13 protein-coding genes are annotated in these 14,727 nt (G+C 64.2%); 10 read left to right on the top strand and 3 right to left on the bottom strand.

From position 1 onward, the window contains the following. Positions 1–90 precede the first annotated feature (90 nt). The 4 genes from PLO63_00270 to PLO63_00255 are packed head-to-tail and all read left to right on the top strand — an operon-like array spanning position 91 to position 4,027. Entirely contained in the window at positions 91–1,257 is a 1,167-nt protein-coding gene (locus PLO63_00270) for an LL-diaminopimelate aminotransferase (GenBank protein ID HOI72551.1), read from the top strand. Positions 1,258–1,285: 28 nt separating this feature from the next. Beyond that, positions 1,286–1,933, top strand: coding sequence for a zinc ribbon domain-containing protein (locus PLO63_00265; protein HOI72550.1), 648 nt, complete (start codon positions 1,286–1,288; stop codon positions 1,931–1,933). A gap of 10 nt (positions 1,934–1,943) precedes the next feature. Beyond that, complete coding sequence (locus PLO63_00260) at positions 1,944–2,918, top strand: alpha/beta hydrolase family protein (protein ID HOI72549.1); 975 nt, start codon at positions 1,944–1,946, stop codon at positions 2,916–2,918. After that, positions 2,915–4,027: a DUF362 domain-containing protein gene (locus PLO63_00255; GenBank protein HOI72548.1), complete on the top strand. Its 1,113-nt coding sequence runs from the start codon at positions 2,915–2,917 to the stop codon at positions 4,025–4,027. The genes PLO63_00260 and PLO63_00255 overlap by 4 nt, the downstream gene beginning before the upstream one ends. Before the next feature lie 595 nt (positions 4,028–4,622). On the opposite strand, the gene PLO63_00250 is transcribed toward PLO63_00255, so the two are convergent. The 3 genes from PLO63_00250 to PLO63_00240 all read right to left on the bottom strand — a co-directional run bounded on the left by PLO63_00250 (position 4,623) and on the right by PLO63_00240 (position 8,426). Beyond that, positions 4,623–5,654 carry a DUF933 domain-containing protein gene (locus PLO63_00250; GenBank protein HOI72547.1) on the bottom strand — a complete coding sequence of 344 codons (1,032 nt, stop codon included), beginning with the start codon at positions 5,652–5,654 and terminating at the stop codon, positions 4,623–4,625. A 200-nt stretch (positions 5,655–5,854) separates the two neighbouring features. After that, positions 5,855–7,138 (bottom strand): Nramp family divalent metal transporter, encoded by a 1,284-nt coding sequence (locus PLO63_00245; GenBank protein ID HOI72546.1) that lies wholly within the window; start codon positions 7,136–7,138, stop codon positions 5,855–5,857. Positions 7,139–7,166: 28 nt separating this feature from the next. Next, positions 7,167–8,426: a CBS domain-containing protein gene (locus PLO63_00240; GenBank protein ID HOI72545.1), complete on the bottom strand. Its 1,260-nt coding sequence runs from the start codon at positions 8,424–8,426 to the stop codon at positions 7,167–7,169. Between the two features lie 217 nt (positions 8,427–8,643). Here PLO63_00240 and PLO63_00235 point away from each other — a divergent pair, with 217 nt between their 5' ends. The 6 genes from PLO63_00235 (at position 8,644) to ilvC (ending at position 14,717) form a co-directional block, all read left to right on the top strand. Then, on the top strand, positions 8,644–9,591 hold the full coding sequence (locus PLO63_00235; protein HOI72544.1) for a TIGR01212 family radical SAM protein: 948 nt from the start codon (positions 8,644–8,646) through the stop codon (positions 9,589–9,591). Beyond that, positions 9,588–10,226 (top strand): imidazole glycerol phosphate synthase subunit HisH, encoded by a 639-nt coding sequence (gene hisH / locus PLO63_00230; protein ID HOI72543.1) that lies wholly within the window; start codon positions 9,588–9,590, stop codon positions 10,224–10,226. Before PLO63_00235 ends, hisH begins: the two co-directional genes overlap by 4 nt. After that, on the top strand, positions 10,216–10,995 hold the full coding sequence (hisF, locus tag PLO63_00225) for an imidazole glycerol phosphate synthase subunit HisF (GenBank protein ID HOI72542.1): 780 nt from the start codon (positions 10,216–10,218) through the stop codon (positions 10,993–10,995). Before hisH ends, hisF begins: the two co-directional genes overlap by 11 nt. A 268-nt stretch (positions 10,996–11,263) precedes the next feature. Continuing rightward, on the top strand, positions 11,264–13,006 hold the full coding sequence (ilvB, locus tag PLO63_00220; protein ID HOI72541.1) for a biosynthetic-type acetolactate synthase large subunit: 1,743 nt from the start codon (positions 11,264–11,266) through the stop codon (positions 13,004–13,006). 100 nt (positions 13,007–13,106) lie between these two features. Then, the gene (ilvN, locus tag PLO63_00215) at positions 13,107–13,598 is read left to right on the top strand and encodes an acetolactate synthase small subunit (protein HOI72540.1); all 492 of its coding nucleotides are present in this window, start codon (positions 13,107–13,109) and stop codon (positions 13,596–13,598) included. Between the two features lie 66 nt (positions 13,599–13,664). After that, on the top strand, positions 13,665–14,717 hold the full coding sequence (ilvC, locus tag PLO63_00210) for a ketol-acid reductoisomerase (protein HOI72539.1): 1,053 nt from the start codon (positions 13,665–13,667) through the stop codon (positions 14,715–14,717). Positions 14,718–14,727: the final 10 nt, after the last annotated feature.

Genomic DNA, 14,727 nt, shown 5'->3' with positions numbered 1-14,727 from the left:
AAATCAGGCTTGAAGAAAAGGACGAAGTCGATTATCTGGAAGGCCTGCCCCACGAAGTCACCCAAACCATTTCATATAAGGAGAGAACCCTTGCAGACCGCCGAGAGACTGACCAAGATCCCCCCGTACCTGTTCATGGAGCTCCGCAAGAAGATCGCCAAGGCCAAGGCCGACGGCGTGGACGTCATCAGCCTGGCCATCGGAGACCCCGTGGAGCCCACGCCGGAGCCGATCATCGACGAGCTGTGCCGGACCGCCCGGGACCCGGAGAACCACCGGTATCCGACGGACGAGGAGAAGGGCATGCTGGCCTTCAGGCAGGAAATCGCCCGCTGGTATGCCGACCGCTACGGCGTGACCCTGGACCCGGCAACGGAGGTCCTGGGGCTCATCGGCTCCAAGGAGGGGTGCCACCACTTCGTCCTGGCCTGCATCAATCCCGGCGACATCGTCCTCATGACCGACCCGGGCTACCCGGCCTACCGGGCGAGCATCCTCATGGGGGGAGGCGAGCCCTGGAACGTGCCGATCCTCCGGAAGAACGGCTACCTGCCGGCCTTCGAGGACATCCCCACCGACGTAGCGAAGCGGGCAAAGGGGATGTTCCTGAACTACCCGAACAACCCCACCGGGGCCTGCGCCACCCGGGAGTTCCTCGGGCTTCTCGTCGAGTTCGCCCGCTCCTTCGACATTGCCGTCTGCTACGACAACCCCTACAGCGAGATCCTCTTCGAGGGCCAGGAACGCATCAGCTTCCTCATGGCCGACGGCGCGAAGGACGTGGGCGTGGAGCTCAACTCCCTCTCCAAGCCCTTCAACATGTGCGGCTGGCGGATCGGCATGGCCATGGGAAACCGGGAGATCCTCGCCGCCATCAGCAAGGTCAAGGAAAACACCGACTCGGGGATCTTCAATCCCGTCCAGTTCGCCGGCATCCGCGCCCTGAAGCACGAGGCGTCCTCCATCGGGCACATGCTGGACGTCTACGGGTTCAGGAGGCAGATGGTCCTGGACGCCCTCGCGAAAATCGGAATCCGCTTCGACGCCCCGAAGGGGACGTTCTACCTGTGGGTGCCGGTCCCGGAGGGAATGACGTCCATCGAGTTCACCAACCGGCTGTTCGACAAGACCGCCGTCGTCGTGGCCGCCGGAACGGCCTACGGCCAGTATGGGGAAGGGTACGTCCGGATCTCCCTGACCGTCCCCAACGTCCGCCTCAAGGAGGCGATGGAGCGGATCGTCCGGGAGTTCGCGTGACCGGATCACCGGTGCAGGGAGGCGCGCCATGAGCAAGATCATCGAATTCGTACGCAACTACGAGGACCACAGCACCAAAAACGGCTTTCAGTTCGAGTTCGCCTGCGACCGGTGCGGCAAGGGCTTCCGGACGGAGTTCCGCTCCTCCGTCGTCGGAACGGCCTCGGGCATGCTCGACAAGGTCGGCGGCCTGTTCGGGGGCCTTCTCGGCAATGCCGCGAACCTGACCCAGGACCTGCGGTCCGCCGCCTGGACAAAGGCCCGGGACGAGGCCTTCGAGGAGGCCGTGAACGAGATCAAGCCCCAGTTCGTCCAGTGCCCGCGCTGCTCCTCCTGGATCTGCCGGCAGGGCTGCTGGAACGTGAAAAAAGGCCTCTGCAAGCACTGCGCCCCGGACCTGGGGGTCGAGATGGCCGCGGCCCAGGCGAGCAAGTCCGTCGAGGAGGTCTGGGCCCACGCCGCCATGGCGGAGGAAGACAAGAAACTGGGGAAGGAGTACTGGCGGGAGGGCATCCGGGCCACCTGTCCCCAGTGCGAGGCGCCCCTGTCGGGAAACGTCAAATTCTGCCCCGAATGCGGTGCCGCGGTGAAGACAAAGCGGTTCTGCACAGGCTGCGGGGCCGAGATGTCCGGACCGGTGAAGTTCTGCCCCGAGTGCGGCGCGAAGCAGGGCTGAGGAGGACCCCATGGCGAGTCTCCTGGACCGGACCTACGCCGCCTGGTCGAACCGGAGGCTCTTCTTCCGTCAAGGCTGGGGGGATCTCGCCCTCCTGGAGGAAGCCCTCCGGGAAGACGACGACCCCGGGCCCGTGAGCGCCATTCACCCCGCCTGGGAGGACGTCCGCGAGGAGGGCGAAGCCCTTTTGAAGCAGGGATCCTTTCCCAGCCCGTTTCTCCATCCCAATCTTCCCGCCGAAAGCCGGACGGCCCATGTGGAGTTTGTCCTGCCCCGGGACTGGAGCCGGCACACACCCATCTGCCTGCACTTCGCCGCCACCGGCGACGAGGGCTTCGAGCGCCGGCGCAAGGCCCTGGCCCTGCCCCTGACCCGGTCCGGGATCGGCTCCCTCATCCTGGAAAACCCCTACTACGGACGCCGCCGCCCGCCGGGCCAGCACAGCAAGATGCTGAACGTCTTCTCCGACCTCTGGCTCATGGCGGGGGCCACGATCGCCGAAGGACGGTCGCTCGTGGACTGGCTGCGACGCGAGGGATTCGAGCGGCTGGGGGTATGCGGCATCAGCATGGGCGGGTCGATGGCCGCCCGGACGGCGGCCCTGGACCCGGAGCCGCTGGCCGTAACGGCGCTGATCACCCCCCACTCGGCCGCCGCCGTGTTCACCGAGGGGCTCCTGAAAAACTACTGCGCCTGGGATGTCCTGAACCGCCAGTTGGACGGGCACGGGAACGCCCTGGAACGGATGCGGGAAATCCTGGATCATACCGACATCCGGCGCCTCCCGCCGCTTCGCCGGCCCGAGGCGGCCTTTCTCGTCGGCGCCCAGGCTGACGCTTACATCTCCCGGGAGTCTGTCGAGAACGTCCACCGTCACTGGCCCGGCTCGTCCCTGACCTGGGTGCCGAGCGGCCACGTGGGGGCCTTCCTGTTCCACCGGGACCTCTGGGTCGGGGCCGTCCGGAAATCCTTTGCCCGGCTATGAACGTCTTCGTCCGACCGGCATCCTACGACTGGCCGCACCTCAAGGGGGAATTCGACGCCCTGATGGACCGCCTTGGCGGCCGGGAGGCCATCCGGAAAGGGATGCGCGTCCTCGTCAAGCCGAACCTCCTGTCAGCGGCAAAACCCGGCCAGGCCGTCCTGACCCATCCGCTCGTCGTCCGGGCCGCCGTGGAGTACATCCTGGAGCGGGGCGCCCGTCCCGAGGTCGGGGACAGCCAGGCCATCGGCTCCTTCGACCGGATCCTCCGGGAAAACGGGATCGACCAGGCCTTGGAAGGCCTTCCCGTGACTGTCCGCGAGTTTCGCGATTCCGTCCCCGTCGACGTGGGACCTCCCTTCGGAAAGATCGAGTTGGCCCGGGAGGTCCTGACGGCCGACGCGGTTCTCAACCTGCCGAAGCTCAAGACCCACAGCCAGATGGCCATGACCCTGGGGGTGAAGAACCTCTTCGGCTGCGTCGTGGGGTACCGCAAGGCGGAGTGGCACTTGCGGGCGGGGGTGGACCGTGACGTCTTCGCCCGGCTCCTGGTCGGGATCGCCCGGACCGTCCGGCCGGCCTTCACGGTCATGGACGGCATCCTCGCCATGGAGGGGGAGGGGCCCGGCAAGAGCGGCACGCCCCGGGCGCTCGGGATTCTGCTGGCCTCGGAGAACCCCTTCGCCCTGGACGAGGCGGTCTGCCGCATCGTGGGGCTCCCGCCGGAGAAGCTCCCGACCTGGCGGGCGGGACAGGAGGCGGGACTGCCCGGGGAAGAGGTCGCCATCGACGGGGAAACGCCAGAGGTCCGGGGATTCCGGATCCCCGGAGCGGAGCCCCTCCTCTTCGGAAACGCATCCATGAACAGCCTTGTCCGGCGCCACCTGCTGCAGCGGCCCGTATGCGCTCCGGAATCCTGCACGCTCTGCGGCATCTGCCGGGACATGTGTCCGGTAAAGGCCATCGCGGTTGAAGAAGCGGGGCTCCGCTTCGACTACGACGCCTGCATCCGCTGCTACTGCTGCATCGAGGTCTGCCCGCGCGGCGCCCTCCGGACAGCGGAACCCCTCATGGGCCGCATGCTCCGGCCGGTGGTGAAGCGGTTCGTCTGAACATGCGAAAGAGGAGAACGGATTTCGAATCTGTTCCCCCTCCCTTTATTTCTTCTTTTTTATACAGAATCAGGCGCGGATGGGAGGCCGGCATATGGGAGCAGGGCTTCCCTCGCGCTCAGAAGCGTTTTTTCGACCCTGTAACGTCTCGCTCCGCTGCAAAGTCATAACTCGCGCCCGGGGGCTCTCAGACAGATGACTTTGCGGGCGCTTCGCTGCGACGGCAGGGTGCCCCGAAAAAGCCGCTATTCGCGCTCCGGGAAGCCCCCTCTCCCCGACCAACGTTCGCCGGGGACAGGTCCACACGAGACGCGAATTCCGGTTGTTTTCACCCTCTCCTCTGCATCCGCGGGGGCGCGACCGGGGGTTCCCAGAGGAGCAATCAGGAGACTTTTCCATCCGGACGGACTTCCGGCCAGACGATGCGCTCCATGGAAAAGTCTCCGCGACGGCGGGAGCCCCCGTGGCAGCCCCCGCGCCCTGATACGAAGAAAAGAAAGAAAAAGAAAAAAGGGGGAGCGGATTCGAAATCCGCTCCCCTTTCGATCATTGGAGCCGGCACAACGAAGCATCCGGGCATTTTCCAGATCCGCCCTCAGACGTTGAAGCGGAACTGGATAATATCCCCATCCCGGACGACATACTCCTTCCCCTCCAGCCTGAGCTTTCCCGCCGTCTTCACGGCCGCCCAGGATTTCCCGGAGGTCTCGAACTCCTCGAAGTGAATGACCTCGGCCTTGATGAAGCCCCGCTCGAAGTCCTTGTGTATCGTCCCGGCGGCCCGCGGCGCTTTCGTCTCCGCGGGGATAACCCAGGCCTTCACCTCCTCCTTGCCGATGGTAAAGAAGGAGATGCGGTTCAGGAGCGCAAAGGCCGCCCGGATAACGCGCCCGAAGGCCGGCTCTTCCAGTCCCAGAGGGGCCAGGAACTCCTTCTGCTCTTCCGGCGAGAGGCCCGTCAGGTCGGCCTCGAGCTGGCAGCAGATCCCGATGACCGGGGACGACAGGGCCGCCTTCTCCCGGAAGGCCTCCGCCAGGGCCAGATTGTCTTCCGCGGTGTTGATCACGACGAGCTCGGGACGGATCGTCCAGAAGGAAAAGCTGCGGAGGGAAAAGGCCTCCTCCTCGGAGAATCCGGCTTCCCGGAGCGGAAGGCCCGCCTCCAGCCGCTCCAGCGCCCGGGGCAGGATGGCCAGGTGGAGCTGGTCCAGGGGCTTCATGGCCGTCCTTGACATTTTCCGGAGCTTCTCGATGCGGTTTTCCACGACCATCAGGTCCGAGAGCACCAGGTCGTCTTCGAGGCGGCGGTAGGAGGCGATGACCTCGTCGACCTCGGGAATCGTAAAGCCGTCCACCACGTGCAGGAGGCCGTCGGCCCCGCTCAGGCTCTGCCGGAGCGTTTCCCAGGCCTTCTCGCCCGCTGCGTGGACGTCGGTCACGGGGATCCGGGCCGGAACGGCCCGGAGGTCGGGAAAGGCGGAGGCGAGCCGGTCGAAGCGCGCGTCCGGGACCGTCGCCTGCCCCCGGACGACCGTCTCGCCGTGGAGATCCCGACTTTTCGTCCCGGTCATGATCTCGAAGAGGGTGCTCTTTCCGCTCTGGGGAAGTCCGACAATGCCGATTTCCATCGTGAAACCCCCGTTTTCCCGACCTTATAGCAAGCCCCCCGGCCCCCTGGCAAGGGGAAACCCGGCCGGGGAACACCAACGCCTGGAAACAGCTCCGGATTCGGCCGGGCAGTCCCGGACGCCCGGCTGAATCCCGGAAACCATCGGGGGCTTCGCCAAGGCGGCCGGTACGGAACCCGTCACCTGTCTGCGGAAAACCCTCAGGAGAAGAGGGACGACACCAGGAGGCCCGCCGAGAGGACAATCAGCCCCGCCACGGCGGCCCAGGATATGACGTTCATCACCGGGCCGTTGACGTGCTCGCCCATGATGCTGCGGTCGTTGACGAGGAGCAGCATGGCCACGAGGATCACCGGCAGGAGGATCCCGTTGATGACCTGGGAGTAGTACATGATGGCGATGAGGGGGATGTCGGGCAGGAGAATGATCCCGGCACCCAGGAGGATCATCAGGGAATAGAGCCCGTAGAACTGGGGTGCATCCATAAACTTATGGTCCAGTCCCGACTCCCAGCCGAAGGCCTCGCAGACCGTATAGGCCGTGGAGAGGGGCAGGATGGAGGCGGCGAAAAGGGATGCGTTCAAGAGGCCGAATGCGAATAGCCAGGAACAGTAGGCTCCGGCCAGGGGGGCCAGCGCCAGGGCGGCGTCCTTGGCGGATTCGATCTTCACGCCGCTGGTGTGGAGGGTGATGGCGCAGAGCATGATGATGAAAAAGGCCACCACGTTGACCATGACGGAGCCGACGATGACATCCATCCTGGCATAGGGATAGTTTTCCGCCTTGAGGCCCTTGTCGACCACGGAAGACTGGAGGTAGAACTGCATCCAGGGGGCGATGGTGGTCCCGATGAGACCCAGCGCCATGGTCAGGAACCCCGGCTCGAACCGGATGGAGGGTGTGAGGAGCGCCGACCCGACCTTTCCCCAGTCCGGTTTCCCCATGAATCCCGAAACGATGTAGGCCAGGTAGAACACACAGGCGAAGAGGAAGACCTTCTCGACGGACTTGTAGTTCCCCTTCACCACAAGCCACCAGACGAACGCCGCCCCGAGAGGAACGGACACGTACTTGCTGATGCCGAAGATCTCGAGACTTGCGGCGATGCCGGCGAATTCGGAAACGGTGTTGCCCAGGTTGGTCAGGAGGAGGGCGATCATGAGGTAGAAGGTGACCTTCGCCCCGAAGCGCTCCCGGATCATGTCCGACAGGCCCTTGCCGGAGATCACCCCCATGCGGGCCCCCATCTCCTGGATGATGATGAGCACCGCGGTGATGGGAATCAGGGTCCAGAGGAGAGAAAGGCCGTACTCCGCCCCGGCCAGCGAGTAGGTGGTGATCCCGCCGGCATCGTTGTCCACGTTGGACGTGATGATCCCCGGGCCGATGAGGGCGAAGAACACCGCAAAGCGCCGCCATGCGCCTCCGCGGGACAGGGTCGCAAACACGCTCCCCGCCGACCTGCCGAACAGCCTTTCAAACACGCGTGGTCTCCGTCCTCTTCCATCGGTCTCACTTGCCCAGTTTCGGGGCGACCAGTTCCAGGAGATTCCGGAACGGGATGACCCCTTTCATCCGTTGCTCCCGGTCCACGACCGGGACGGCCATGACGGCGTACTTGGCGAACTGCTCCGCGATCTCGTCGGGTTCCTCGTTCAGGCGGACCGTAACGAAGCGGGTATCCATCAGGTCGGCGACCCTCGCCTCCGGCGCGGCCGCCAGGAGCTCCCGGAGGCTCAACATGCCCAGCAGGCGCTCCTGCGGGTCCATCACATAAACGTAATAGACAAAATCCAGATCCATGGCCTCCCGGTGCAGGATCTCCAGGACCTGCGCCGTTGTGGCTTCCGGCGGGACACTGAGGAACGCCGTCGTCATGAGCCCGCCGGCCTCCTCCTCGGGATGGGCCAGCAGCTCCTTTACGTCCTCTGCAATCTCCTGCTCCATCTCCTTGAGGATCCCCTCCGCCTTGTCTTTTGGCAGGTCCCCCAGGAGGTCGGCGGCTTCGCTGAGAGACATCTCTTCGATGATGTCCGAGGCCTTGTCCGCCGCCACCGTCTCGATCAGGCTGACCTGGATCTTGGGATCCGTCTCTTCCAGGGTCTCCGCCGCGGTCTCGACGTCCAGGGACTGAAAAACCGCCGCCCGCTGGTGAATGTCCAGATCTTCGATGATGTCCGCGAGATCCGCCGGGTGCAGCTGGGCCAGACGGTTCTGGGTGATGGAGAGCCGAAGCAGGTCCGGCGAGGATACGGGCTGGACGTATTTCCAGGAGATGAACTGGTTGGGCAGCTCGTAATCGAAAAGGGACTGGAGAAGAAAATCCATGGCCCTCTCCAGGCCCACCCGCCGCATGAGCCCCCGGAATCCCACGTCAACGTGCACCAGATGAAGGCGCTCGTGGGAGCGCAGAAACTGCAGGTCGTTCACCCGCCGGATCTTGGCGCCGTTCGTGTCGACGATCTGCTTGTCCAAGAGGGCGTCGCGTAGAAACAGCTCGTTCTCGCCCAGGCCGGGCGCCTCCTTCAACGATCCTACGCTCAGGATGGATCCATTGGCCTGGGTTACGTCCTGCCAGGAAATGTACAGGGCTGATTTTCCCCCCCGCGGGCGGATCCGGAGGGTACCGACGGAGGGATACAGCTCTGCCAGGTTCGCGGACACATCGGCGATTGACCCGAGTTCCCGGCCCTGACCATCCTGAACCGGCCGGCCAAGAATCTGGCTCAGATAGACGAAAACATCCGGTTCCTGAACGGCTTGCACGGTCATGCCGGGAATCCTCCCGCAGGGGATATCCTTTTCCCCGGTTCCGAACGCGGCGGACCTTCCGGACCGGAAAACGTCCGCCGGCGGATTCTTCCGTCCCCGCCGGTCGCCCCGGGAAAAAAATTGCTATACTACATTTCAAAATAATGGCAATCGATTTATCCGTTTCAATCCCCCGAACCGGAACCGCCGGAAAGCGGCCCGGTCCCCGGAGCTGCCATTGACCAAACCGGATTTCTGGAAAAACACAAAGCGCTATTATGACCTGAAAAGCTACTGGATGAACCGGTTCGGCTGCCGGGTTTACAAGCTGCCCGTCGACGCCGGATTCACCTGCCCGAACCGCGATGGATCCGTCGCCTCGGGCGGCTGCGTGTATTGCGACGGCCGCGGCTCCAGGCTCCGCATGGCGGGCCCCCTGCCGTCCGTCACGGACCAGTTGCTCAAGGGAATGGCGTACTACCGGGAGCATCGCCAGGCTGCCCGGTTCCTCGCCTATTTCCAGACCTTCACGAACACCTATGCCCCGGTGGAGCGTCTGCGCCGCCTCTACGGGGAGGCCCTGGACCTGCCGGACGTGGCCGGACTGTCCATCGGAACCCGCCCCGACTGCCTGCCCGACGAAGTCCTGGATATCCTGGAGGAGCTGGCGCGGGACCGCCACGTCTGGATCGAGCTGGGTCTCCAGTCGATCCACGACCGGACCCTGGCCCGGATCAACCGCGGCCACCCGGCGGAGCAGTTCCTCGATGCAGTGCGCCGGGCCTCCGGAAGAAACATTCACCTCTGCGCGCACATCATCGCCGGACTGCCCGGAGAGACCCGGGAGGATGTTCTCGAAACGGCCCGGACCCTGGCAGCCCTTCCCATCGACGGCATCAAGATCCACTGCCTCCTGGTGCTTTCGGGAACGTCTCTCGGAACGCTTTACGAACGGGAGCCATTTCCGCTATGGAGCCGGGAACAGTATGTGGAGACCGTCTGCGACGTCCTGGAGATCCTGCCGCCGCGGATGGTCATCCAGCGATTGACCGCGGACGGGTACCGGGATATATTCCTCGCCCCCGGGTGGGCCGTCAACAAGATGGCCGTTCTGGGCGCCATCGATCGCGAACTGGAGCGACGGAACACCCATCAGGGAATTCGCTGTAAGGACGAAAACACATGATCGGCATCGTGGATTACCGGGCCGGAAACCTCACCAGCGTGGCCCGGGCCCTGCACTCCCTGAACCTGCCCTGCGAGGTGACCAGCGACCCGGCCCGGCTGGACCGGGCGGAGCGCATCATCTTCCCGGGCGTGGGCGCCGCGGGGGAGGCCATGGCCAACCTGCGGACCTCCGGACTGGACGGGTGGATCCACCGCTGGGTCGGTGACGGCCGGCCGGTCCTGGGGATCTGCCTGGGCACCCAGGTGATCTTCGACAAGAGCGAAGAGGACGGCGGAACCTCCTGCCTGGGAATCCTTCCCGGCGTCGTCCGCCGCTTTCCCGCCGGCCTGCAGGAGGGCGGGGAAAAGCTCAAGATCCCCCACATGGGCTGGAACTCCGTGCACTTCCTGAAAGGCCATCCCGTGTTCGCGGGAATCCCGTCGGAGGCGGAGTTCTATTTCGTCCACTCTTTCTATCCGGATCCGGCGGACCGGGAACGGATCGTCGGGGAGACCCGCTACGGAATCCCCTTTAGCGCCGCCGTTGCATACCGGAATCTCGTGGCCGTTCAGTTCCATCCCGAGAAGAGCGGCCGGCCGGGGCTTCAGATTCTGGAAAATTTCAGCCGCTGGAGGGGAAGCGATGCTGAGTAAACGGATCATTCCCTGCCTCGATGTCCGCAACGGGCTGCTGACCAAGGGAATCAAGTTCGAAGGAAACGTGGATATCGGGGACCCCGTGGAGGCGGCCAGGGAGTACTACGAGCAGGGGGCGGACGAGATCGTGTTCTACGACATCACCGCCTCCTCCGACGGCCGGAATATCCTCATCGATGTAGTCCGCCGGGTAGCCGAGACGATCTTCATCCCCTTCTCCGTGGGTGGAGGCATCCGGACCCTGGAGGACATGCGGGAGGTGATCCTGGCGGGAGCCGAAAAAGTGAGCGTCAACTCCGCGGCGGTGGAGAATCCGTCCCTCATCACGGAGGGGGCGCGGGCCTTCGGCAGCCAGTGCATCGTCCTGGGCATGGACGTGAAGCGCGTGGAGCCGTCGCAGGCGACTCCGTCGGGATATGAGATCGTCATCCACGGCGGCCGCCGGTACACCGGCATCGACGCGCTCTGGTGGGCCCGGGAGGCGGAGCGCCTGGGCGCCGGCGAGATCTGCCTGAACTCCATCGACGCCGACGGGACCCAGGACGGCTACGAACTGACCTTGACGGAACGGATCTCAACCTGCGTCGGCATCCCCGTCATCGCCTCCGGCGGAGCAGGCACACCGCAGCATCTCGTGGACGTGCTCACGGCGGGTAAGGCGGATGCAGCCCTGATCGCCTCCATGGTCCACTACCGGACGTACACCATCGACGGGATCAAGGCCTATCTCGGCGAGCACGGCGTGAAAACCCGGCGTTACTGGTGAAAATCGGGCTAAAAACGCTTGACAATGAATTTTTCCGCTGTTAAGAGGGGCCTTCGTTTCAAGGGAAAAGGTTTGAAATGACCATGAGGAGAAACGTAATCGGCATCATCGGCATAATTATCATCCCCATTCATATGGGGGCCGGGTAATGGTGCACTTGTAAGAAACTTTCAAACAGCAACAGACCGTTACTCGGCTCCCGGGTAACGGTTTTTTTGTTTTCAGAATCCGCTGGTCAACGCACTTGTCAATTTGCAGGAGGAACATTGTGAAACTGACTGGATCCCAGGTATTGCTGAGAACGCTTCGCCGGGAAAACGTGGACGTCATCTTCGGCTATCCCGGCGGGGTTGTGCTTCCGATCTACGACGAGCTGTACAAGGAGATTTTCCGCCATCTCCTCGTCCGGCACGAACAGGGCGCCATTCACGCCGCCGACGGGTACGCCCGGGCATCCGGCAAGGTCGGTGTCTGCCTCGTCACCTCCGGCCCCGGCGCCACGAACACGGTGACGGGCATTGCCAACGCCTATATGGACTCCATCCCCGTGGTCATCTTCACGGGCCAGGTGCCGACGGGCCTGATCGGCAGCGACGCCTTCCAGGAAGTCGACATCACCGGGATCACCCGGCCCTGCACGAAGCACAACTTCCTGGTCCGGCGGATCGAGGACCTCGCTTCAACCATCCACGAAGCGTTCCACATCGCCCGCTCCGGGCGCCCCGGCCCTGTGCTGGTGGACCTGCCCCGGGATGTGTCACAGGCAACCATCGAAGAAGAAGACATCCGCGACGACTTCAACAGGCTCAACGGACTGGAGAAGCCGCAGCAGGAGGACATCGCGAAGGCCGTGGAGATGATCCGGGCCGCCCGGAAACCTGTGATTGTCTCCGGAGGAGGAGTGCTCCTGGGGAAGGCCTCGGAGGAGCTCCGTGAGTTCGTCCGGCGGACCGGCTTTCCCATCACCTCCACCCTGATGGGCCTCGGCGCCTACCCGGGCTCGGATCCCCTCTGGCTGGGAATGCCCGGAATGCACGGCACGTACTACGCCAACATGGCCATCACCGGCAGCGACCTGCTGATCGCCGTGGGGATGCGCTTCGACGACCGGGTAACCTCCAAGGTGGACACCTTCGCCCCCAACGCGAAGATCATCCATATCGACATCGATCCCGTCTCCATCGACCGAATCGTCCGCTCCCACCTTTCCATCGTCAGCGACGCCAAGACGGCGCTGGGCATGCTGAATGAGGCCCTCGCCGCCGGAGGACCCGTCCCGTCGGAACCGATCCGGGAGTGGCTGGAACAGATCGACGCCTGGAAGAAGCGGGTCCCTCTGCGCTTCGACGAGGGAACGGACCGGATCAAGCCGCAGCAGGTTATCCGGAAGCTCTACGAGCTGACCGGGGGGGAGGCGATCATCACGACCGAGGTGGGCCAGAACCAGATGTGGGCGGCCCAGTACTACACCTACGACCATGCCCAGGCCTTCATCTCTTCCGGCGGCCTCGGAACCATGGGGTTCGGCTTCCCCGCCGCGATGGGCGCCCAGGTGGCGAAGCCGGACAAGACAGTGGTAGACATCGCCGGCGACGGCAGCATCCAGATGAACATCCAGGAACTGGCCACGGCGGTGCAGTACAACATCCCGGTCAAAATCGTGATCCTGAACAACCAGTACCTGGGAATGGTCCGCCAGTGGCAGCAGATGTTCTACGGGCGGCGCTACTCCCACACCGACATGACCTACGCCCCCGACTTCGTGAAGATCGCCGAGGCCTACGGGGCCACGGGCCTGCGGGCCAGCCGCCCGGAGGAGTTGGAAGCCGTCCTGAAGAAGGGGCTGGAAACCCCGGGGGTCGTGGTCATGGACATCCGGGTGGAAAAAGAGGAGTGTGTTTACCCCATGGTCCGCCCCGGGGCCTCCATCGCGGACATGGAACTGGGCGTAGAGCTTCCCGCTGCCCCGACCAACGGCGGGGAGGATCCCGGGACGCGCAGCTTCAACTGACAAGCGGTCCCGGACAACCGCCGGGGACAGACAGGGAAGGAGCAGACGGGCCTTCCGCCGGTGCTGTCCGGGATCCATTTCGAGAAAGGTTCAAGAGACAATGAAAGCAAAGGAAAACACCATCGCCCTCCTCGTACGCAACCGTCCCGATGTCCTGGCGCGCATCGCCGGCACCTTCAGCGGGGGAGGATTCAACATTGAGAGCATCACGGCCAACATCACCAAGACGCCAGAGACGACGAAGATCATCATCACCACCAAGGGATCGGCGTCCACCATGGAAAAGCTGAAGAAGCAGCTGAACCGCCTCGTGGACGTGCTATCCGTAGACGACCTCACGGGAAGGATGGCCTCCCGGCGGGAGCTCGTCCTGTTCCGCATGCGATGGAGCGACGAGACCCGTGTCCAGATCATGGCCGCGGTCGACCTGTACAACTGGAAGGTGGTCTGCATGGACGACAAGTACTGCGTCATCGAGGTATCGGGCCGGAAGGACAGCATCGACCGGGCGATCCAGCTTCTCGATCCCCTCGGGCTCGAGGATTTTTCCCGATCGGGAATGGTGGCACTGGAAAAATTCAAACCCGAATGAGTCCGGAACCGCCCGGGCGGGCGGAAACGGCCCATTCGAATATTCGAGAGAAACAGGAGGAGTTCCATGGCAAAGATTGACTTCGGCGGCGTCCTGGAAGAGGTGGTCACAGCGGAGGAGTTTCCGCTGGAGAAAGCCCGGCAGGTTCTGAAAGACGAGACCGTCGCCGTCGTAGGCTACGGGGTCCAGGGACCGGGACAGGCCTTGAACATGAGGGATAATGGAATCCGGGTCATCGTGGGCCAGCGGGAAGGGGGCGCTTCCTGGGAAAAGGCCCTCGCGGACGGTTTCGTTCCCGGCGAGACCCTGTTTTCGCCGGAGGAGGCGGCCCGGCGGGGAACGGTCATCCAGTACCTCCTGTCCGACGCGGGACAGAAGACCATGTGGCCCGCCATCAAGGCCTGCCTGAACAAAGGCGACGCCCTGTACTTCTCCCACGGCTTTTCCATCGTCTACAAGGAGCGGACGGGCGTCATCCCGCCGCCCGACGTGGACGTGATCCTGGTGGCCCCCAAGGGGTCGGGCCGGACCGTCCGGACCAACTTCCTGGCCGGGAGCGGCATCAATTCCAGCTATGCCATCTTCCAGGATTATACCGGCCGGGCGCTGGAGCGCACGCTGGCCCTCGGGGTCGCCATCGGGTCCGGCTACCTTTTCCCCACGACTTTTGCCAATGAAGTCTACAGCGACCTCACCGGCGAGCGGGGGGTTCTCATGGGCGCCCTGGCGGGGATCATGGAGGCCCAGTACAACGTTCTCCGGAAGCACGGCCACAGCCCGAGCGAGGCCTTCAACGAAACCGTCGAGGAGCTCACCCAGAGCCTCATCCGCCTGGTGGCGGACAACGGCATGGACTGGATGTACGCGAACTGCAGCACCACCGCCCAACGGGGCGCCCTCGACTGGAAGGGACGCTTCCGCGATGCCGTCGCCCCCGTTTTCGACGAGCTCTACGCGCGCGTCATCAACGGCGAGGAGACCCAGATCGTCCTGGATGCCAACAGCGCCCCGGACTATCGCCAGAAGCTGAACAAGGAGCTGGCCACAATGCGCGATTCGGAGATGTGGCGCGCCGGCTCGGCGGTGCGGTCCCTGCGCCCGGAAAACCGCAAAAAATAAGCGGCTGCGG

It is taken from the genome of Syntrophales bacterium (assembly GCA_035363115.1).
Taxonomy (GTDB): Bacteria; Desulfobacterota; Syntrophia; order Syntrophales; family PHBD01; genus PHBD01.
The sequence above is the reverse complement of the archived record's forward strand: the minus strand, read 5'-3'. Positions and strand labels throughout refer to the sequence as shown.

What these genes read in the sequence shown, in the direction of transcription:
- PLO63_00265 (HOI72550.1), top strand. Translation starts at nt 1,286, where the DNA reads ATGAGCAAGATCATCGAATTCGTACGCAACTACGAGGACCACAGCACC.
- PLO63_00260 (HOI72549.1), top strand. Translation starts at nt 1,944, where the DNA reads ATGGCGAGTCTCCTGGACCGGACCTACGCCGCCTGGTCGAACCGGAGG.
- PLO63_00255 (HOI72548.1), top strand. Translation starts at nt 2,915, where the DNA reads ATGAACGTCTTCGTCCGACCGGCATCCTACGACTGGCCGCACCTCAAG.
- PLO63_00250 (HOI72547.1), bottom strand. Translation starts at nt 5,654, where the DNA reads ATGGAAATCGGCATTGTCGGACTTCCCCAGAGCGGAAAGAGCACCCTC.
- PLO63_00240 (HOI72545.1), bottom strand. Translation starts at nt 8,426, where the DNA reads ATGACCGTGCAAGCCGTTCAGGAACCGGATGTTTTCGTCTATCTGAGC.
- hisH (HOI72543.1), top strand. Translation starts at nt 9,588, where the DNA reads ATGATCGGCATCGTGGATTACCGGGCCGGAAACCTCACCAGCGTGGCC.
- hisF (HOI72542.1), top strand. Translation starts at nt 10,216, where the DNA reads ATGCTGAGTAAACGGATCATTCCCTGCCTCGATGTCCGCAACGGGCTG.
- ilvN (HOI72540.1), top strand. Translation starts at nt 13,107, where the DNA reads ATGAAAGCAAAGGAAAACACCATCGCCCTCCTCGTACGCAACCGTCCC.
- ilvC (HOI72539.1), top strand. Translation starts at nt 13,665, where the DNA reads ATGGCAAAGATTGACTTCGGCGGCGTCCTGGAAGAGGTGGTCACAGCG.